General features: G+C 74.0%; 13 protein-coding genes and 1 tRNA gene. 11 read left to right on the top strand and 3 right to left on the bottom strand.

All coding sequences use genetic code 11. The features are described from left to right. The first annotated feature begins 12 nt into the window (after positions 1-12). The 3 genes from ACH4B3_RS18280 to ACH4B3_RS18270 are packed head-to-tail and all read left to right on the top strand — an operon-like array spanning position 13 to position 4325. Positions 13-2223: an acetyl/propionyl/methylcrotonyl-CoA carboxylase subunit alpha gene (locus ACH4B3_RS18280; RefSeq protein ID WP_398463889.1), complete on the top strand. Its 2211-nt coding sequence runs from the start codon at positions 13-15 to the stop codon at positions 2221-2223. Beyond that, positions 2223-3167, top strand: coding sequence for a hydroxymethylglutaryl-CoA lyase (locus ACH4B3_RS18275; protein WP_398463888.1), 945 nt, complete (start codon positions 2223-2225; stop codon positions 3165-3167). Before ACH4B3_RS18280 ends, ACH4B3_RS18275 begins: the two co-directional genes overlap by 1 nt. 3 nt (positions 3168-3170) lie before the next feature. Continuing rightward, positions 3171-4325 (top strand): acyl-CoA dehydrogenase family protein, encoded by a 1155-nt coding sequence (locus ACH4B3_RS18270; protein ID WP_398463887.1) that lies wholly within the window; start codon positions 3171-3173, stop codon positions 4323-4325. 522 nt (positions 4326-4847) lie between these two features. On the opposite strand, the gene ACH4B3_RS18265 is transcribed toward ACH4B3_RS18270, so the two are convergent. After that, positions 4848-6485, bottom strand: coding sequence for a beta-N-acetylhexosaminidase (locus ACH4B3_RS18265; protein ID WP_398463886.1), 1638 nt, complete (start codon positions 6483-6485; stop codon positions 4848-4850). A gap of 143 nt (positions 6486-6628) precedes the next feature. On the opposite strand from ACH4B3_RS18265, the gene ACH4B3_RS18260 reads away from it, so the two are divergent. The 3 genes from ACH4B3_RS18260 (at position 6629) to glmS (ending at position 9886) form a co-directional block, all read left to right on the top strand. After that, positions 6629-7519, top strand: coding sequence for a DUF4429 domain-containing protein (locus tag ACH4B3_RS18260; protein ID WP_398463885.1), 891 nt, complete (start codon positions 6629-6631; stop codon positions 7517-7519). Between the two features lie 154 nt (positions 7520-7673). Then, entirely contained in the window at positions 7674-7955 is a 282-nt protein-coding gene (locus tag ACH4B3_RS18255; protein ID WP_398463884.1) for a hypothetical protein, read from the top strand. A gap of 116 nt (positions 7956-8071) precedes the next feature. After that, positions 8072-9886 carry a glutamine--fructose-6-phosphate transaminase (isomerizing) gene (glmS, locus tag ACH4B3_RS18250; RefSeq protein ID WP_398463883.1) on the top strand — a complete coding sequence of 605 codons (1815 nt, stop codon included), beginning with the start codon at positions 8072-8074 and terminating at the stop codon, positions 9884-9886. Between the two features lie 400 nt (positions 9887-10286). Here glmS and ACH4B3_RS18245 read toward each other — a convergent pair whose 3' ends face one another. Further along, positions 10287-10808 carry a universal stress protein gene (locus ACH4B3_RS18245; RefSeq protein WP_398463882.1) on the bottom strand — a complete coding sequence of 174 codons (522 nt, stop codon included), beginning with the start codon at positions 10806-10808 and terminating at the stop codon, positions 10287-10289. Between the two features lie 935 nt (positions 10809-11743). Between ACH4B3_RS18245 and ACH4B3_RS18240 the strand changes: the two genes are divergently transcribed. From ACH4B3_RS18240 to ACH4B3_RS18220, 5 genes are all read left to right on the top strand, one after another. Then, positions 11744-13051: a helix-turn-helix domain-containing protein gene (locus tag ACH4B3_RS18240; protein ID WP_398463881.1), complete on the top strand. Its 1308-nt coding sequence runs from the start codon at positions 11744-11746 to the stop codon at positions 13049-13051. 5 nt (positions 13052-13056) lie between these two features. Next, positions 13057-13665, top strand: coding sequence for an oligoribonuclease (gene orn / locus ACH4B3_RS18235; RefSeq protein WP_398463880.1), 609 nt, complete (start codon positions 13057-13059; stop codon positions 13663-13665). A gap of 105 nt (positions 13666-13770) precedes the next feature. Next, positions 13771-13843: transfer RNA gene (locus ACH4B3_RS18230), tRNA-His, on the top strand. A gap of 208 nt (positions 13844-14051) precedes the next feature. Beyond that, a complete protein-coding gene (locus ACH4B3_RS18225) occupies positions 14052-14390 on the top strand; it encodes a hypothetical protein (protein WP_398463879.1) in 339 nt (112 codons plus the stop codon). 385 nt (positions 14391-14775) lie between these two features. After that, a complete protein-coding gene (locus ACH4B3_RS18220) occupies positions 14776-17232 on the top strand; it encodes a SpoIIE family protein phosphatase (RefSeq protein WP_398464156.1) in 2457 nt (818 codons plus the stop codon). A 42-nt stretch (positions 17233-17274) separates the two neighbouring features. Here the strand turns inward: ACH4B3_RS18220 and ACH4B3_RS18215 are convergent, their stop codons facing one another. Next, entirely contained in the window at positions 17275-18336 is a 1062-nt protein-coding gene (locus ACH4B3_RS18215; RefSeq protein ID WP_398463878.1) for a LacI family DNA-binding transcriptional regulator, read from the bottom strand. Between the last annotated feature and the right edge of the window lie 63 nt (positions 18337-18399).

The following is an 18399-nucleotide window of genomic DNA, read 5'->3' as shown; positions in this document are numbered from 1 at the left end:
GGGATGCAGACGATGTTCACGGCAGATACGGCGTTCCCGGCGGACGCCGAGGCGGCGGGCCGGACGGCGGCGTCCGGCGCCGGCCCGGCCCCGGCCGGTGCGGGCGGCGTGCTGGTCGCCAACCGGGGCGAGATCGCGGTCCGGGTCATCCGCACCCTGCGGCAGCTCGGCATCCGTTCGATCGCGGTGTTCAGCGACGCCGACGCCGACGCCCGGCACGTCCGGGAGGCCGACACCGCGGTCCGCATCGGTCCGGCCCCCGCCGCCCAGAGCTACCTCTCCGTCGACCGGCTGCTGGACGCCGCACGGCGCACCGGCGCCCGGGCCGTCCACCCCGGTTACGGATTCCTCGCCGAGAACGCCGCCTTCGCGCGGGCCTGCGCGGACGCCGGGCTGGTGTTCATCGGGCCGCCGGCCGAGGCGATCGAGCTGATGGGCGACAAGATCCGCGCCAAGGAGACGGTGCGGGCGGCCGGGGTGCCGGTGGTGCCGGGGTCCTCCGGCAGCGGACTGACCGACTCGCAGCTGGCCGACGCGGCCCGCGAGATCGGCATGCCGGTGCTGCTCAAGCCCTCGGCCGGCGGTGGCGGCAAGGGCATGCGGCTGGTCCGGGACGAAGCGGTACTGGCCGAGGAGATCGCCGCGGCCCGGCGCGAGGCGCGGGGCTCCTTCGGCGACGACACCCTGCTGGTCGAGCGGTGGATCGACCGCCCGCGCCACATCGAGATCCAGGTGCTCGCCGACGCCCACGGGCGCGTCGTCCACCTCGGCGAACGCGAGTGCTCGCTGCAGCGCCGCCACCAGAAGATCATCGAGGAGGCGCCCAGTCCGCTGCTGGACGCCGCCACCCGGGCCGCGATGGGCGAGGCCGCGGTCCAGGCCGCGCGGTCCTGCGGCTACACCGGAGCGGGCACGGTGGAGTTCATCGTCCCCGGCGACGACCCCTCCGCGTACTACTTCATGGAGATGAACACCCGGCTCCAGGTCGAGCACCCGGTCACCGAACTCGCCGTCTCGGTCGCCGGCCACGGCGCCCTGGACCTGGTGGAGTGGCAGGTGCGCACCGCGGCCGGTGAGCGGCTGCCGTTCGACCAGCCCGACATCGGCTTCGCCGGCCACGCCGTGGAGGCCCGGGTCTGCGCGGAGACCGCCCGCCCGGGAGACGGCCGGGTGGACTTCCTGCCGTCCGCCGGCACCGTGCGGATCCTGCGCGAGCCGGACGGCGAAGGGGTTCGGGTCGACTCCGGACTGACCGAGGGCACCGAGGTCGGCACGGTCTACGACCCGATGCTCGCCAAGGTCATCGCCTACGGCCCGGACCGGGCCACCGCACTGCGCCGGCTCAGCGGCGCCCTGGCCCGCACCACGGTGCTGGGACTGGACACCAACGTCGGCTTCCTCCGCAGGCTGCTGGCCCACCCCGCGGTGGTCTCCGGGGACCTGGACACCGGGCTCGTCGACCGGGACGCCCCGGCGCTGGTGCCGGCCGAGGTGCCCGCGGAGGTGTTCGCGGCGGCCGCGCTGCTGCGTCAGGCGGCGCTGGAACCGGGTGTCACCGATGCGGGGGCGGAAGGCTCGGGGCCGGCCGACCCCGCGGGGACGCCGTCCGGCTGGGTGGACCCGTTCTCGGTCCCGACCGGATGGCGGCTGGGCGGGGAGCGCGCCTGGACCGTCCACCATCTGCGACTGCCGGGGCAGCCTCCGGTGACCGTCCGGGTGCGGGGCCTGGCCCACGACGCCGAGATCCGCCTGGAGCGCCCGGAGGACACCGCCGAGGACGCCGCCGGGGCGCCGGAGCCCGTGCCCGCCCGCCTGCTGACCGCGGGCGCGGACCGGATCACCGTCGAATGGGGCGGGATCACCCACCCGTTCGTGGTGGCCCGGGGCCCCGAGGGCATCTGGCTGGGCCGGGATGGGGACACCTGGCACCTGCTCCACCACGACCCGGTGGAGGCCGCGCTGCGCGGCGGCGGCGCGGCGGGTCACGCCGGCGCGCTCACCGCGCCCATGCCCGGCACCGTCACCGTGGTCAAGGCCGCCGTCGGCGACCGGGTGACGGCCGGTCAAGGACTGCTGGTGGTCGAGGCGATGAAGATGGAGCACCTGATCTCCGCGCCGTACGACGGCACCGTCACCGAGCTGGACGTGACCGCCGGCAGCACCGTCGCCATGGACCAGGTGCTGGCCGTGGTCACCCCGCACGACAGTGAGGAGGGTGAGTGATGTCCCTGCCCGACGGACTGCCGATGGCCGTGCCGAAGGCCGGCCTGCCGAGCCGGGTGCGGATCCACGAGGTGGGCGCGCGCGACGGCCTGCAGAACGAGAAGACCGTGGTCCCGGTGGAGGTGAAGGCCGAGTTCATCCGGCGGCTGGCCGACGCCGGGCTGCGCACCGTGGAGGCGACCAGCTTCGTCCGCCCGGAGTGGGTGCCCCAGCTCGCCGACGCCGAGCAGCTGGTCCCGCTGCTGGACGGGGTGGACGCCGAGCTGCCGGTGCTGGTCCCCAACGAGCGCGGGCTGGACCGGGCGATCGCCCTCGGCCTCCGCCGGATCGCCGTGTTCGGCAGCGCCACCGAGACCTTCGCCAAGCGCAACCTCAACCGCACGGTGGACGAGTCGCTGGAGATGTTCCGGCCGGTGGTCGCCCGCGCCCGGAACGCCGGGATGCACGTCCGCGGCTATCTCTCCATGTGCTTCGGCGACCCGTGGGAGGGCCCGGTCCCGGTCGACCAGGTGGCCTCGGTCGCCGGGCGGCTGATGGAGCTGGGCTGCGACGAGCTGAGCCTGGGGGACACCATCGGCGTCGCCACCCCGGGCCATGTGCGTCAGCTGCTCACCCGCCTCGGGGAGCGCGGCGTGCCGGTGGACCGCGTCGCCGTGCACTTCCACGACACCTACGGCCAGGCACTGGCCAACACCCTCGCCGCGCTGGAGCACGGCGTGACCACCGTCGACGCCTCCGCGGGCGGGCTCGGCGGCTGCCCCTACGCCAAGAGCGCCACCGGCAACCTCGCGACCGAGGACCTGGTGTGGATGCTCGACGGCCTCGGTATCGAGACCGGGGTCGATCTCGGCCGTCTCACCGCCACCACCGTGTGGATGGCCGGACATCTGGGCCGACCCAGCCCTTCGCGGACCGTCCGTGCACTCTCCCAGAAGGAGTCCTGAGCCATGTCGCTGGACCACCGGCTCTCCGCCGAACACGAAGAACTCCGCCGCACCGTCGAGGCGTTCGCGCACGACGTCGTCGCGCCCAAGATCGGCGACTTCTACGAGCGGCACGAGTTCCCCTACGAGATCGTCCGCGAGATGGGCCGGATGGGTCTGTTCGGGCTGCCGTTCCCGGAGGAGTACGGCGGCATGGGCGGCGACTACCTCGCCCTCGGTATCGCCCTGGAGGAACTCGCCCGGGTGGACTCCTCGGTGGCGATCACCCTGGAGGCCGGGGTCTCGCTCGGCGCGATGCCGGTCTTCCGGTTCGGCACCGAGGAGCAGAAGCGGGAGTGGCTGCCCCGGATGTGTTCCGGCGAGATCCTCGGTGCCTTCGGGCTGACCGAGCCCGAGTGCGGCTCGGACGCCGGCGGCACCCGGACCACCGCCGTGCGGGACGGTGACGAGTGGGTGATCAACGGCAGCAAGTGCTTCATCACCAACTCCGGCACCGACATCACCGGGCTGGTCACGGTCACCGCGGTCACCGGCCGCAAGGCGGACGGCGCCCCGCTGATCTCGTCCATCATCGTGCCCTCCGGCACCCCCGGCTTCACCGTCGCCGCCCCCTACTCCAAGGTCGGCTGGAACGCCTCCGACACCCGTGAACTGTCCTTCTCCGACGTCCGGGTGCCGCTGGCCAACCTGCTGGGCGAGGAGGGCCGCGGTTACGCCCAGTTCCTGCGGATACTGGACGAGGGGCGGGTGGCGATCTCGGCCCTGGCGACCGGCCTCGCCCAGGGCTGTGTGGACGAGTCCGTGAAGTACGCCAAGGAGCGCCACGCCTTCGGCCGCGCCATCGGTACCAACCAGGCGATCCAGTTCAAGCTCGCGGACATGGAGATGCGCGCCCACACCGCCCGCCTGTCCTGGCGGGACGCCGCTTCCCGGCTGGTCAGCGGCGAGCCGTTCAAGAAGGAGGCTGCGCTCGCCAAGCTCTACTCGTCCACCATCGCGGTGGACAACGCCCGTGAGGCCACCCAGATCCACGGCGGATACGGCTTCATGAACGAGTACCCGGTGGCCCGCATGTGGCGCGACTCCAAGATCCTGGAGATCGGCGAGGGCACCAGCGAGGTCCAGCGGATGCTGATCGCCCGCGAGCTGGGCTTCTGAGCACCCGACCCGCGGCCGCCCCTGCGCCGGATGGGCTCAGGGGCGGCCGCGGGGCCGGGGGTGGCCGCGGGGGCAGGAGGCGGCGCACCGCGCGCCGCGGCTCCGCTGGGTCGGGTATCGGCACCCCGGGATGCCGGCACCGTTGACGCCCTGACAGGGGTTCCGGCCGCCTGCCGGCGTGGGGACGACCCCGTGGGCCTCGGAGCCCGTCACCCCGTCCGCCCTCGCGCGGGGACGCGACGTCACACGCATGCATGAGGACGCCCAGGGGCCCCCAACGAGGGAGCCCTCGCCGGGGGCTGGCCCCCGCACCGCGTCCCCATGCCGGGCGGGCAAGGCTCCGCCCGGCACAGGCAGCCGCGCGGCGGACTGCGGCCGGCCCCGGCCCGGTGCGGGCGGGGCCGGCCGTCGAGCGGGCGGCGGGCGCAGCCGGCTCAGGCGCCGGCCGGCGCCCCCGGTCGGCCGCGGAGCCGGAGGCCGTCGGCCGGCCCCGGCCACTCCCCCGCCCGGACCGGCTGCGGGTCAGCGCCCGGCCCAGGGGATCTGCGGGGAGCGGTAGTAGTCGATGCCCAGCACGGACCAGCGCGGGCCCTGGGCACCCAGCCGTTCCCGGAAGGCGTCCCAGTCGTGCCGGGCCGCCGGGGACCAGCCGAGTTCGGCGATGCCCGCCAGCCGGGGGAAGGCCAGGTACTCGATGTGGTCGCTGGTCGAGATGGTCTCCGACCACAGGGGCGCCTCGACGCCCAGGATCGCGGTGGACGGCGCGTCCTTGAGATAGTTGCCCGGGTCCCAGCCGTAGGACTGCCGCACCTCGACCAGCCCCGCCCAGTCCAGGCCCAGCGGGGTGTCCTTGGTGTACTTCATGTCCAGGTAGGCGCGGTTGGCGGGCGAGAGGATGATCCTGGTGCCCGCCCTGGCCGCTTCGGTGACCTCCTTCTCCCGGCCGGTCAGGCCCCAGTACTGGGCGATCGCGCCCTTGGCGGGCCGTGCCCCGGTCAGCTGGTGCCAGCCGATGACCGTCTTGCCGTACTTGGCCACGACCGGCTGTACCCGGTCCATGAAGGCGACGTAGTCGGCGTGGCTGGTGGAGTGGGCCTCGTCGCCGCCGATGTGCAGATACGGCCCCGGAGTCAGCTCGGCGAGTTCCCTGATGACGTCGTCCACGAAGTCGTACGTCACCTCCTTGGCCACGCACAGCGAGCTGAAGCCGACCTGGGTGCCGGTGTACAGCGGCGGGGCGACGCCGTCGCAGTTGAGCTTGGCGTAGGAGGCGAGGGCCGCGTTGGTGTGGCCGGGCATGTCGATCTCGGGCACCACGGTCAGATAGCGGCTCTGCGCGTACCGCACGATCTCGCGGTAGTCGTCCTTGGTGTAGTGGCCGCCGCGGCCGCCGCCGACCTGGGTGCTTCCGCCGTAGGTCGCCAGCCGGGGCCAGGAGTCGACGGCGATCCGCCAGCCCTGGTCGTCGGAGAGGTGGAGATGAAGCTTGTTGATCTTGTACAGGGCGAGCTGGTCGATGTAGCGCTTGACCTGCTCGACGGTGAAGAAGTGGCGGGACACGTCGAGCATGGCGCCGCGGTAGGCGTAGCGCGGCACATCGGTGATGGTGCCGCCGGGTACCTGCCAGGGCCCGGACTGCCGGGTGCGGCTCTCCACGGTGGCGGGGAGCAGTTGCCGGAGCGTCTGCATCCCGTGGAAGAGCCCGGCGGAGGCGCGGGCGGTGAGGGTGACCGAGCGGGCGTCGGTCCGCAGCCGGTAGCCCTCGGCGCCCAGGCCTCGCGCCTCGGGTCCGGTGGTGGCCAGCCGCAGCCGGATGCCGTCCGGGCCGTCCGCCGTGGTGACCGGCAGCGGGTGCCCGGTGGACGGGCGGAGCAGCGCCGCCAGCTGGTCCCCGACCCGCCGGGCGGCGGCCGAGTCCCGCGGCACCCGGATCCGGGTGCCGCCGCCGATGGTGTACGGGTTCTTGCCGCTGGTGACCGAGGCCGGGGCGGGCACCACCCGCTTCAGCGGGTCGGCGGCGGCCCGCGGCCCGGGCGGGGCGGGCGCCGCCTCGGCGGCCGCGGCACCGACCCCGGAGGCGGCCAGCAGCAGGGCGCCGAGCAGGCGGGGCAGCCGGGCCCGGGGGCGGGTGGAATGGTGTGGGGCGCGACGTCGTGGCATGAGCGGTCCCTTCAAGGAACTGCGTGCGGGGGTGAGGGGATGAAGCGTCCGACCGCCCCTGGGTACCGCGTGCCCCTCGGAGGGTCAAGGCACTGCCCGGCCCGCGCCCGCAGACCCGCCATCCGGCTGTCAGAATTCACTCCATGGCGGAGATCATCCAGCGCGACGGCACGTGGACCTTCGACGGGGAGACGGTGCGCATCGTGCCCGGCCGGGACAAGGGCGTGCACCTGACCCGGCAGACGCTCGGTGAGCTGACGGTGCCCCTGGCGGCCCTGGCGGGCGTCGCGTACGAACCGGGCCGGAAGTCGGGGCGGCTGCGGCTGCGGCTGCGCGAGGGGGCCGACCCGCTGCTGCTGGCCACCCGGGGCAAGCTGCCGGACGCCGCCGATCCGTACCAGCTGAGCGTGGAGCCGGACCGTACCGGGGTGGCCGAGTACTTCGTGGACGAGGTGCGGAACGCGCTGCTGCTCGATCAGGTGCCCGCCGGGCCGTGCGACCGCTTCCTGCTGCCCGGCCCGGCCGTTCCGCTGACCGTGTCGGCGGGCGACGGCACCGCCTCCTTCGACGGCGACCGGATCCGGCTGGAGTGGAACTGGAAGACCGAGGAGTCGAAGAAGTCGGCGGGGACCCGCACCTTCTCGGTGGCGGACGTCGACGCGGTGGAGTGGCTGCCGGCCATGGGGCTGGAGAACGGGTACCTCCGGTTCGTCGTCGGCAAGGCGTCGACGAAGGCCCCGGCGAAGTACGACCCGCACGCCGTGGAGCTGTACGGCTTCCGCAAGGACCCGGTGATGGCCCTGGTCGGGGCGGCGGTGATCGCCCGGCTGCCGCATCCCGCCGCGCCCGCCGTGGCGGCCCCGGCGGTGGGCGCCGCCGGGGGGTCCGCGGCCGACGGCGGCACCGGGGGCGGCCAGGACGATCATGACGCGCTGCTGCGCAGGCTCCGGGAGCTGGGGGAGCTGCGGCAGGGCGGGGTGCTGACCGAGGAGGAGTTCACCGCCGCCAAGCAGGCCGTACTGCGCCGCTTCTAGCCCCCTGGGCCTCCGGCACGGGCGCCCGCCCGCCCCGCCCGTTGGCCGGTGTTCCCGCCCCCTTCGTCGCCCCCGGGTACATCTTCCATCACCCGCCTGCCCGAAATCGGGCAGGATTCTTGCGAAACTCTGCGTTTCCCCTCAGTATCAACGGGTGCTCGAACGCCGTACGCCCTCGTCCCACGAGGATCTCCTCGACCACCTGGTGCGCAGCACGCCGCTCAGCCGCGGCGAGGCCGCCCGGGTGGTGCTGGACGTACTGGCGTACTTCGACGAGACGACCGAGGAATTCGTCCGCCGCCGCCACCGCGAGCTGCAGTCCGGCGGGCTCACCAACACGGACATCTTCGAGCGGATCGCGGCGGAGCTGCCGCACCGCGCGGTGGCACCGCCCGAGCTCTCGCTCCGGCAGCTGCGCCGCATGGTCTACGGCTGACCGCGGCCGGCGGCCGGACCGGGAGGCCGGACGGACCGGGAGGTCCGGCCGGGACACGGGAGCCGGGCGGTGGCCGGACGGTTCAGGGAACGAACGATCTGGGAGGGTCGATACGCATGTGCGGGATCGTCGGATATATCGGGAAGCGTGATGTCGCTCCGCTGCTGCTGGAGGGGCTGCAGCGCCTGGAGTACCGCGGCTACGACTCCGCCGGCGTGGTCATCCACGGCAAGTCGGGCGGGCTGAAGACCGCCAAGGCCAAGGGCCGGGTCCGCGAGCTGGAGAGCAGGCTCCCCAAGCGGTTCGCCGGCACCGTGGGCATCGCGCACACCCGCTGGGCCACCCACGGCGCGCCCAACGACGTCAACGCCCACCCGCACCTGGACGCGGACGGCAAGGTCGCGATCGTCCACAACGGGATCATCGACAACGCCTCCGAGCTGCGCGCCAAGCTGGTCGCCGACGGCGTGGAGATGGTCTCCGAGACCGACTCCGAGGTGCTCGCCCACCTCATCGGCCGCTCGCAGGCCGAGACGCTGGAGGAGAAGGTCCGCACCGCCCTCGCCCTGATCGAGGGCACGTACGGCATCGCCGTGCTGCACGCCGACTTCCCGGACCGCATCGTGGTGGCCCGCAACGGCTCCCCCGTGGTGCTGGGCATCGGCGAGAAGGAGATGTTCGTCGCCTCCGACGTCGCCGCGCTGATCAGCCACACCCGCCAGGTGGTGACCCTGGACGACGGCGAGATGGCCACCCTCAAGGCCGACGACTTCCGCACGTACACCACCGAGGGCTCCCGCACCTCCGCGACGCCGACCACCGTGGAGTGGGAGGCCGAGTCGTACGACATGGGCGGCCACGACACGTACATGCACAAGGAGATCAGCGAGCAGCCGGACGCCGTCGACCGGGTGCTGCGCGGCCGGATCGACGACCGGTTCTCCACCGTCCGCCTGGGCGGCCTCAACCTGGACGCGCGGGAGGCCCGCGGGGTGCGCCGGGTCAAGATCCTCGGCTGCGGCACCTCCTACCACGCCGGGCTGATCGGGGCTCAGCTGATCGAGGAGCTGGCCCGGATCCCCGCCGACGCCGAGCCCGCCTCGGAGTTCCGCTACCGCAACCCGGTGGTGGACCCCGACACGCTCTACGTGGCGGTCTCCCAGTCCGGTGAGACCTACGACGTGCTGGCGGCCGTGCAGGAGCTCAAGCGCAAGGGCGCCCGGGTGCTGGGCGTGGTCAACGTGGTGGGATCGGCGATCGCCCGCGAGACCGACGGCGGCGTGTACGTCCACGCGGGCCCCGAGGTCTGCGTGGTCTCCACCAAGTGCTTCACCAACACGGTGGTCGCCTTCGCCCTGCTCGCCCTGCACCTCGGCCGGATCCGCGACCTGTCGGTGGCCGACGGCAAGCGGCTCATCGCGGGCCTGCGCAGGCTGCCGGAGCAGATCTCGGAGATCCTGGCGCAGGAGCCGGAGATCGAGAAGCTCGCCCATGAGTATGCGGACGCGAAGAGCATGATGTTCATCGGGCGGGTGCGCGGCTACCCGGTGGCGCTGGAGGCGTCCCTGAAGCTCAAGGAGATCTCCTACATCCACGCCGAGGCGTACCCGGCCTCCGAGCTGAAGCACGGTCCGCTCGCGCTCATCGAGCCCGCGCTGCCGACGGTGGCGATCGTCCCGGACGACGACCTGCTGGAGAAGAACCGCGCGGCGCTGGAGGAGATCAAGGCCCGCAGCGGCAGGATCGTCGCGGTCGCGCACCAGGAGCAGGAGAAGGCCGACCACACCATCCTGGTGCCGAAGAACGAGGTCGAGCTGGACCCGATCCTGATGGGTATTCCGCTGCAACTCCTCGCCTACCACACGGCGTTGGCGCTCGGCCGGGACATCGACAAGCCGCGCAACCTGGCGAAGTCCGTCACCGTCGAGTAGTCGCCGCGGGCCGGCGGCACCCGGTCCGGCCGGACGGCCGCGGCACCCGGGCCGGGCGGCCGCCGGTGCCCGGCCCGTCCGCGGCCGTGCCCCGGCACCGGCCGCGCCGGCCCGGTACGACGACGGAGGCGGGCCCCGCATGTGCCACCACGCACGCGGGGCCCGCCTCCGTTGCCGGCGTCGCCCTCCGCCGGCCGATGGCCGCCCGTCCGGGGTCCGTCAGCCCCGGACGACGGGCGGCACACAGGAACGGTGACGGAGGTGTACCCGTCACCGGCCCGCGATCCACCTCTACGCGCGGGTAGATTTGTCGACTCTGATTCCCCGGCACACTCCGCCCACCTGCCGGAAAACCCGGACACCGGACGACAGGCCGGCGAGCCGGGCGGGAGCCGGGCCGCTACGGGATGACGACGACCGGACGCTGGGCGCGGCGCGCCAGCCGCCCCGCCACCGAGCCGAAGATGCGCCCCACCAGACCGTGCGTGGAGCCCACCACGATGGCGTCGGCCTCGTACTCCCGGCCGACCTCCTCCAGTTCGTGGCAGATGTCGCCGCCCCGCTCCACGAGGATCCACGGCACCTCCGCGAGGTGGTCCGCGCAGGCGAGTTCGAGGCCCAGCACCTCGGTGCGGTGGTCCGGCACATCGACGAAGACCGGCGGTTCGCAGCCGGCCCACACGGTCGTCGGGAGCCGGTTGGCGACATGCACGATGATCAGTCCGGAGCGGGAGCGCCGGGCCATCCCGATCGCGTACGCGAGGGCGCGTTCGCTCGATGTGGAACCGTCGAATCCGACCACGACGCCGTGCTGGAACGCCGGATCGCAGGAATGGCGTGATTCTTCCGCCGCTTCGGGGTGCGCGTCGTGATCGGCGACCCTCTTGCGGTCCGCGGGTTCGGGGAATTCGTAACCGGCCATCGGTGTCTCGGCGAAGAAAGTCCTCTTGCGGAGGGAACGGCGGTGGGCTCTGGTTGAAGTTGTCGACGGTCTGCGGGCTCTGGCGGTTCGATGAATCGCGTTCGAACGGAGGAATCCGTCCGGGATTCATCTTTTCAAGCCCATACCCCCAAGGGTACGGCTCCACTCCCCGCCCGCCCAGACGCCGCCCCATGGGGGTGGGACGCCCGGGGCGTTCCCCGGAGCATGCCGGAGGGCGGCCCCGGAGCGCAATGCCCCCGAGTGTCCCGCTGGCGTACGCCGAGCGGCCGTCGAGCCGTCCTCCGAGGTTCGGCCCGACCGGGTAGCCGCCACCGCCGAGGAACCGGGCCGAAGCCCGGTGGTTCCGGCCCACCGGTCGCCCCGACCCGCCCCCGGGCCGCCCGGACGCCCCTCAGGAGGGGGCGGACGGCCGCCTGACGGCCGATCGCACTCCGCACCCGCACGGCGACCTTCCGTGCCCGCCCCGGGGCCGCCACGGCCGCTCACAGCGCTCCGGGGGCGCGTTCCACGACTCGACCAGGAAGCGGGCGTGCGCCGGGCAGGCCATCCGAGCCCCCGTGTGCTTCCACTTCTTTTCGGCCAACTTCGCGCCAGACTTCTTCCCTTGGCAAACACCCCGCTCACCCCCGCTCCCACCAGCGAGGAAAGGGGTCTGGGCCGAGCTGGCCCCCTACGCGGAGTGGGCGCCGGCCATAGGCGCACTTCCCAGCGGGGCCCACGAGTGCAACGCTTCGTGATCGAATGCTTCGCGCCAAGTTGTCATGTCGACTTAGTAGCGGGTGGTGAACTGGTCACGGCGACCACACGCGACACAGTAGATTCGATCTTGGCGATGACCGGCGGGGGAACCGTTCAGGACCGAGGGGAAACGTGCAGGACCGAGAGGACGCGACCACCGAGGGGGGCTTAGATCCATGAGCCAGGACTCCACAACCGTACCGGAGACCTCGCGTAAGCTCTCCGGGCGCCGACGACGAGAAATCGTCGCCGTGCTGCTCTTCAGCGGCGGCCCTATATTCGAGAGCTCCATCCCGCTCTCCGTCTTCGGCATCGACCGCCAGGACGCGGGAGTGCCGCGCTACCGATTGCTCGTGTGCGCGGGTGAAGATGTGCCACTGCGAACGACCGGCGGACTGGAACTGACCGCCCCGTACGGCCTGGAGGCACTCTCCCGGGCCGGCACCGTCGTCGTACCGGCGTGGCGCTCCATCACACAGCCACCACCGACCGCCGCGCTGGACGCGCTGCGGCGTGCGCACGAGGAAGGCGCGCGCATCGTCGGGCTGTGCACCGGGGCCTTCGTGCTGGCGGCGGCCGGGCTGCTGGACGGGCGCCCGGCGACCACACACTGGATGTACGCGCCCACGCTCGCCAAGCGGTACCCGTCGGTCCATGTGGACCCGCGGGAACTGTTCGTGGACGACGGCGACGTGCTGACCTCGGCGGGGACCGCCGCCGGGATCGACCTGTGCCTGCACATCGTGCGCACCGACCACGGCGCCGACGCCGCGGGGGCCCTGGCCCGCCGGCTCGTCGTGCCGCCGCGCCGCACCGGCGGGCAGGAGCGCTACCTGGACAGGTCTTTACCGGAGGAGATCGGCGCCGACCCGCTCGCCGAGGTCGTCGCCTGGGCGCTGGAGCACCTCCACGAGCAGTTCGACGTCGAGGCGCTGGCCGCCCGTGCCTACATGAGCCGCCGTACGTTCGACCGGCGGTTCCGCTCGCTCACTGGGAGCGCTCCACTGCAGTGGCTGATCACTCAGCGGGTGCTGCAGGCCCAGCGGCTGCTGGAGACCTCCGACTACTCGGTCGACGAGGTCGCCGGCCGGTGCGGGTTCCGGTCGCCGGTGGCGCTGCGCGGCCACTTCCGGCGGCAGCTGGGGTCCTCCCCCGCCGCCTACCGGGCCGCGTACCGGGCGCGTCGTCCGCAGGGCGGCGCCGTCGACCGGGCGGAGCACGGTGAGCAGCGCCCGGCGGAGGCCCAGGCGCCGCTGCGGCGTCCGGGCGGGCCGCTGTCCCCGCCGGGCCATCCGCAGCACGGCGGCGGGCACGGCGGACCGGGCGGGCACCCGGGCCACGGCGGGCACGGCGGGCACGGCGGCTGCCAGGAACCGGGCAAGCCGGAGTCGGACGCGTACGCCTCCCGGCTGCCGGAACAGGCGGCCGGGCGCGGGTCGGGACGTCCGGCCCTGCCGGGGCAGCGAGAACGCCCCGTAGGGTGAGACGCATGAACGATCGCATGGTGTGGATCGACTGCGAGATGACCGGGCTCTCGCTGTCCGACGACGCGCTCATCGAGGTGGCCGCACTCGTCACCGACTCGGAGCTGAACATCCTGGGTGACGGTGTGGACATCGTGATACGTCCGCCGGCCGAGGCCCTGGTCACCATGCCGGAGGTGGTGCGCGAGATGCACACCGCCTCCGGGCTGCTCGCCGAGCTGGATGGCGGGACGACGCTGGCGGACGCCCAGCGGCAGGTCCTGGACTACGTCCGCGCCCACATCCCGGAGCCCGGCAAGGCCCCGCTGTGCGGGAACTCCGTCGGCACCGACCGCGGCTTCCTGCTGCGCGACATGCCGGAACTGGAGGCGCATCTCCACTACCGGATCGTGGACGTGTCCTCGATCAAGGAGCTCGCCCGCCGCTGGTACCCGCGGGCGTACTTCAACAGTCCGCCGAAGAGCGGCAACCACCGGGCGCTGGCCGACATCCGGGAATCCATCGCGGAGCTGCGCTACTACCGGGAGGCGGTCTTCCAGCCGCAGCCCGGCCCGGACTCGGACACCGCCAAGAAGATCGCGGCGAAGTACGTGGTGCCCGCCGGAGGGCGGTGAACGGGTGCTCGCTCCCGGCGGCCGGAAAGCCGGGAGCGAGCACCCCTTCAGACCCTGTACACTTTTTCTCGGCCGGTGCGGAGAAAGACCGAAGCACCGGTCATGGTGGGTATAGCTCAGCTGGTAGAGCACCTGGTTGTGGTCCAGGATGTCGCGGGTTCGAGTCCCGTTACTCACCCTGAAGGATCAAGCTCCCGAACCGCGCAAGCGGTTCGGGAGCTTGATTGCTTTCCGGGCCTGGTCCTCCCCCGCGGGGCGGGCCGGGCCCGGGCACCCGCGGCGGACCGGGCCGGGAACGCGCCGCCCGGGGCCGGGGGGCGCCGCCCCGGGCCGCCGGGGGACCCCGCGCGCCGCGCCCGGTGCCCGGGGCGGGCAGGATGAACGGCATGACCCATGAGCTGCCCCACGTGATCTCAGAAGTCGCCGAGGCCGAGAAGCAGGCCACTCGCGGCGAACTGGACCGGCTGGACCTCGGCAGGCCGACCGGCCCGGCCCGGTACGACATCGAATTCACCTACGACCACGACGGCAAGGGCGCCGGCACCATCGCCCGGTTCGGCGCCCGGACCCCGGTGCCGATCCCGCAGGTCGGCCAGACCGTCCATCTGCACGGCCACGGCCCGCTGGTGGTGCGCCACGTCGACATCGGCTACGAGGTCGGCGAGGAGGACGGCGCGCTGTACGTCGGCGCCACGGTCGACGTGACCGTGCCCGCCGAGGGCTGACCCGCGACGGGCCGCCCGGGCCGCGCCGCCTCCCCGCGGCCGCCCGGCGGCCCGCTCCGGGCACCCCGCCGGCCCGGTCCGGAGCCCGGCCCCGGGCGGGCGGGCTCCGGGACGGCGGCCGCGGCACGGACGCCAGGGCCGCCGCGGCACGCCGGGGACGCCGGAGGCGCCGGGGACTCCGGAGGCGCCGGAGACGCCGGAGGCGCCGGGGGCGCTGGGGGCGCTGGGGGCGCTGGGGGCGCTGGGGGCGCTGGGGACTCCGGGACGCCGGAGGTACCGGGGCATCGGGGACGCCGGGGGGGGCCGCCGTACCCGCCGCCCATGCGGTCTCGCACCTCGGCGGCCTAGCATGAAAGGCAGCGAGGCCGCACGATTGGACTCCGCGATGGCCGGTCCCGGCGCAGTCGCGTCGATGTACGCGCCGTTCGACATGGCGCCCGCAGCCTGGGTGATGGTCGACGGCGCAGGCGCCGTGGTGGGCTGGACGAGCGCCGCCCAGCGGCTGCTGGGCCATGCCCCGTCCGAGGTCCTCGGCCGGCCCGCGACCCTGCTGCTGGCCTCCCCCGGAGAGGCCGCCGCGATCCGGGCCGTGGCCGAGGAGTGCCGGACGAACGGCAGCTGGGCCGGGCTCGTCGCCGCCCGGCACCGGGACGGGCACCGCGTCGACGTCGGGGTGCGGGTCTCGGCGGTGGCCGAGGCGGACGGCCGCGGCCGGTGGCTGGTGTCGGCGATCGACCTGGCCAGCACCCCCTCCTGGGCGGTGAGCGGCGCCGTGCTGGAGAGGTTCCTGACCAGCTCGCCGCTGGGCATGGCGGTGCTCGACCCCGAGCTGCGGTACGTCTGGCTCAACGACACGCTGGAGCGGTTCGGCGGCGTGCCCCGCCGGGAGCGGCTGGGGCGCCGGATGAGCGAGACGCTGCCCGGCCTGGACACCGAGACCCTCGAGGGGAAGATGCGCCGGGTGCTGGCCACCGGCGAACCGGTGGTCGACTACGAGTACCAGGGCTGGTCCCCCGCCGACCCGGACCGGCAGCGGGTGTACTCCACCTCGTTCTTCCGGCTGCACGACGGCGACGGCCAGGTGATGGGCGTCTACTACCTGGTCATGGACGTCACCGACCGGTGGCGGGCGCGGCAGCGGCTGGCCCTGCTGAACGAGGCGGGCGCCCGCTTCGGCACCACCCTGGACGTGCTGCGCACCGCACAGGAGGTGGCCGCGGTCGCCGTGCCGAGGATCGCCGACTTCGTCACCGTCGACCTGCTGGAGGCGGTGCTGCGCGGGGACGAACCCGCCCCCGGCCCGGCCGGCATCCGCGGGCAGCTGCGGCGCGCCGCCCAGCTCTCCATCCACGAGGGCTGCCCGGAGTCGGTGGTCGCCATCGGCGACCCGATCGACGCGCCGGAGACCGCCCCGTACGAGCGCTGCGTGGCCGACGGGCGCTCCTACCGCGAGTCGATCGACCCGCGGAACTCCAGCCCCACCTGGCTCCGGGACGACCCGGCGCGGTCCGCGAGCACCCGCCGGCACGGGGTGCACTCGGGCATCTGGGTGCCGCTGCGGGCCCGCGGCACGGTCCTGGGCGTGGTGACCTTCGCCCGGTCCAGGACCCCGGAGCCGTTCGAGGACGACGACCTGCTGCTGGCGCAGGAACTCGTCGCCCGGGCCGCGATGTCCCTGGACAACGCCCGCCGGTACACCCGGGAGCACGCCGCCGCGCTGGCCCTGCAGCGCAGTCTGCTGCCGCAGGGACTGTCCGGCGGCACCGCGCTGGAGGTCGCCACCCGCTATCTGCCGACGGCGACGCAGGGCGGGGTGGGCGGCGTCGGCGGGGACTGGTTCGACGTGATCCCGCTGTCCGGGGCGCGGGTGGCGCTGGTGGTGGGCGACGTGGTCGGGCACGGCCTCACCGCGGCGGCGACCATGGGCCGGCTCCGCACCGCCGTGCACACCCTCGCCGACATGGACCTGCCCCCCGACGAACTCCTGGCGCACCTCGACGACCTGGTCATCCGGCTGACCGAGGAGGAGAAGGACGAGTCGGTGGCCAACGCCGTACTGGGCGCCGGCTGCCTGTACGTGGTCTACGACCCGGTGACCCGGCAGTGCACCATGGCCCGCGCCGGGCACCCGGCGCCGGCGATCGTGGACCCCGGCGGAGCGGTGACGTTCCCCGCGCTGCCCGCCGGGCCGCCCCTGGGGCTGGGCGGCATGCCGTTCGAGTCCGCCGTGCTGGAGCCGGCCGAGGGCAGCCTGATCGTCCTCTACACCGACGGGCTGATCGCCTCCGCGGGGGACGACGTGGACGCCGGGCTGCGCCGGTTCGGCCGGGCGCTGGCGCGGCCGCACCGGTCGCTGGACGACCTGTGCACCTCCGTGGTGGACGAGATGCTGCCGGGCCCGCCGACCGACGACGTGGCGCTGCTGGTGGCCCGGACCCAGGGCCTGGCGGCGGACCGGGTGGCCTCCTGGGAGCTGGCCTGCGACCCGGCGGTGGTCAGCGGCGCCCGGGCGATGGCCCACCGGCGGCTCGCCGAGTGGGGGCTGGAGGAGCTGGCGATCACCACCGAACTGGTGGTCAGCGAGCTGGTCACCAACGCGATCCGGCACGCCACCGGCCCGATCCGGCTGCGGCTGATCCGCCAGTCGGTGCTGATCTGCGAGGTCTTCGACGCCAGCAGCACCTCGCCGCGGCTGCGGCACGCCCGCACCACCGACGAGGGCGGGCGCGGTCTGTTCCTGGTGGCCCAGCTGACCCGGCGCTGGGGCACCCGCTACATCCCGGGCGGCAAGCTCATCTGGGCGGAGCAGGAGCTGCCCCGGGCTGCGCCGGACGGGTCCTGAACCCTGGCCGGGCGCCCGTCGCGGGGGCCGGCCGGCGGCCGGTCAGGACGTGGACCGGCGCTCCACCAGCTCGGTGGGGAGGACCAGTTGCGGCCGGGGCGCCGGGCGTCCGCACCCGGTGCGACCGCCCTCGATCTGCTCCACCAGGGAGCGGGCCATCACCCGCCCCATCTCCTCGGTCGGCTGCCGCACGCTGGTGAGCGGCGGGTCCATGTGCCGGGCGATGACCGAGTCGTCGAAGCCCACCAGCGCGACGTCCTCGGGGACCCGGCGGCCGGTCTCGCGCAGCGCCCGCCGGGCGCCCGCCGCCATCACGTCGGACGCGGCGAAGACCGCGTCCAGGCCGGGGCGCCGGTCGAGCAGCGCGCGCATGGCGCGGCGGCCGCCCTCCTCGGTGAAGTCGGCGGCCTCCACCAGGTCCGGCGCCGGTTCCCGGCCGGCCGCCCGGAGCGCGTCGCGGTAGCCGTCCAGCCGGCACCGGGCGGCGTACAGGGTCGGCGGCCCGGTGATGGTGGCCACGGTCCGGCGGCCGCGGGCGAGCAGGTGGGCCACCGCGGCGCGGGCCCCGCCGAGGTTGTCCGCGTCCACGTAGGGCACCGGTTCGTCCGCGGAGCGCCGCCCGCTGAGCACCGCCGGCATGCCGATCCGGTCCAGCAGGTCGGGCAGCGGGTCGTCGGCGTGCACCGAGGCCAGCAACACCCCGTCGACCCGGTGCGCGCGCAGGTAGTCGGCGAGCCGCTGCCGTTCCTTGGTGGTGCGCACGAGGGTGAGCAGCAGTTGCAGGTCGGTGTCGGCGAGCGCGGCGCCCACGCCGCGGATGATGTCGGAGAAGTAGGGCTCGGCGAAGAGCCGGGTCTCCGGTTCGGGGATGACCAGGGCGACCGCGTCGGCGCGGTTCCCGGCGAGCGCGCGGGCGGCCAGGTTGGGCACGTAGCCGAGTTCCGCGACGGCCCGCTGGACGGCGGTGCGGGTGCGGTCGCTGACCTTCGGGGAACCGTTGATCACGCGGGATACGGTGCCCCGTCCGACCCCCGCCCGGGCGGCCACCTCTTCCAGGGTGGGCCTGCCGCGGCGCCCCCCGCCGCGCTGCCGGGTACCTGCCATTCTCCGCCTCCAGTGGTACGTACGGGCGAGGCAGCCGCGCCGTGCGGGCGGACCGTTGCCCGG

This window comes from Streptomyces sp. NPDC018031 (assembly GCF_044327625.1).
In the GTDB taxonomy this organism is placed as follows: Bacteria; Actinomycetota; Actinomycetes; order Streptomycetales; family Streptomycetaceae; genus Streptomyces.
Note: the sequence above shows the minus strand (reverse complement) of the source record. Positions and strands in the feature narration are given on the sequence as shown.

What these genes read in the sequence shown, in the direction of transcription:
- ACH4B3_RS18280 (WP_398463889.1), top strand. Translation starts at nt 13, where the DNA reads ATGTTCACGGCAGATACGGCGTTCCCGGCGGACGCCGAGGCGGCGGGC.
- glmS (WP_398463883.1), top strand. Translation starts at nt 8,072, where the DNA reads ATGTGCGGGATCGTCGGATATATCGGGAAGCGTGATGTCGCTCCGCTG.
- ACH4B3_RS18240 (WP_398463881.1), top strand. Translation starts at nt 11,744, where the DNA reads ATGAGCCAGGACTCCACAACCGTACCGGAGACCTCGCGTAAGCTCTCC.
- ACH4B3_RS18270 (WP_398463887.1), top strand. Translation starts at nt 3,171, where the DNA reads ATGTCGCTGGACCACCGGCTCTCCGCCGAACACGAAGAACTCCGCCGC.
- ACH4B3_RS18245 (WP_398463882.1), bottom strand. Translation starts at nt 10,808, where the DNA reads ATGGCCGGTTACGAATTCCCCGAACCCGCGGACCGCAAGAGGGTCGCC.
- ACH4B3_RS18260 (WP_398463885.1), top strand. Translation starts at nt 6,629, where the DNA reads ATGGCGGAGATCATCCAGCGCGACGGCACGTGGACCTTCGACGGGGAG.
- ACH4B3_RS18215 (WP_398463878.1), bottom strand. Translation starts at nt 18,336, where the DNA reads ATGGCAGGTACCCGGCAGCGCGGCGGGGGGCGCCGCGGCAGGCCCACC.
- ACH4B3_RS18275 (WP_398463888.1), top strand. Translation starts at nt 2,223, where the DNA reads ATGTCCCTGCCCGACGGACTGCCGATGGCCGTGCCGAAGGCCGGCCTG.
- ACH4B3_RS18265 (WP_398463886.1), bottom strand. Translation starts at nt 6,485, where the DNA reads ATGCCACGACGTCGCGCCCCACACCATTCCACCCGCCCCCGGGCCCGG.
- ACH4B3_RS18225 (WP_398463879.1), top strand. Translation starts at nt 14,052, where the DNA reads ATGACCCATGAGCTGCCCCACGTGATCTCAGAAGTCGCCGAGGCCGAG.
- orn (WP_398463880.1), top strand. Translation starts at nt 13,057, where the DNA reads ATGAACGATCGCATGGTGTGGATCGACTGCGAGATGACCGGGCTCTCG.
- ACH4B3_RS18220 (WP_398464156.1), top strand. Translation starts at nt 14,776, where the DNA reads ATGGCCGGTCCCGGCGCAGTCGCGTCGATGTACGCGCCGTTCGACATG.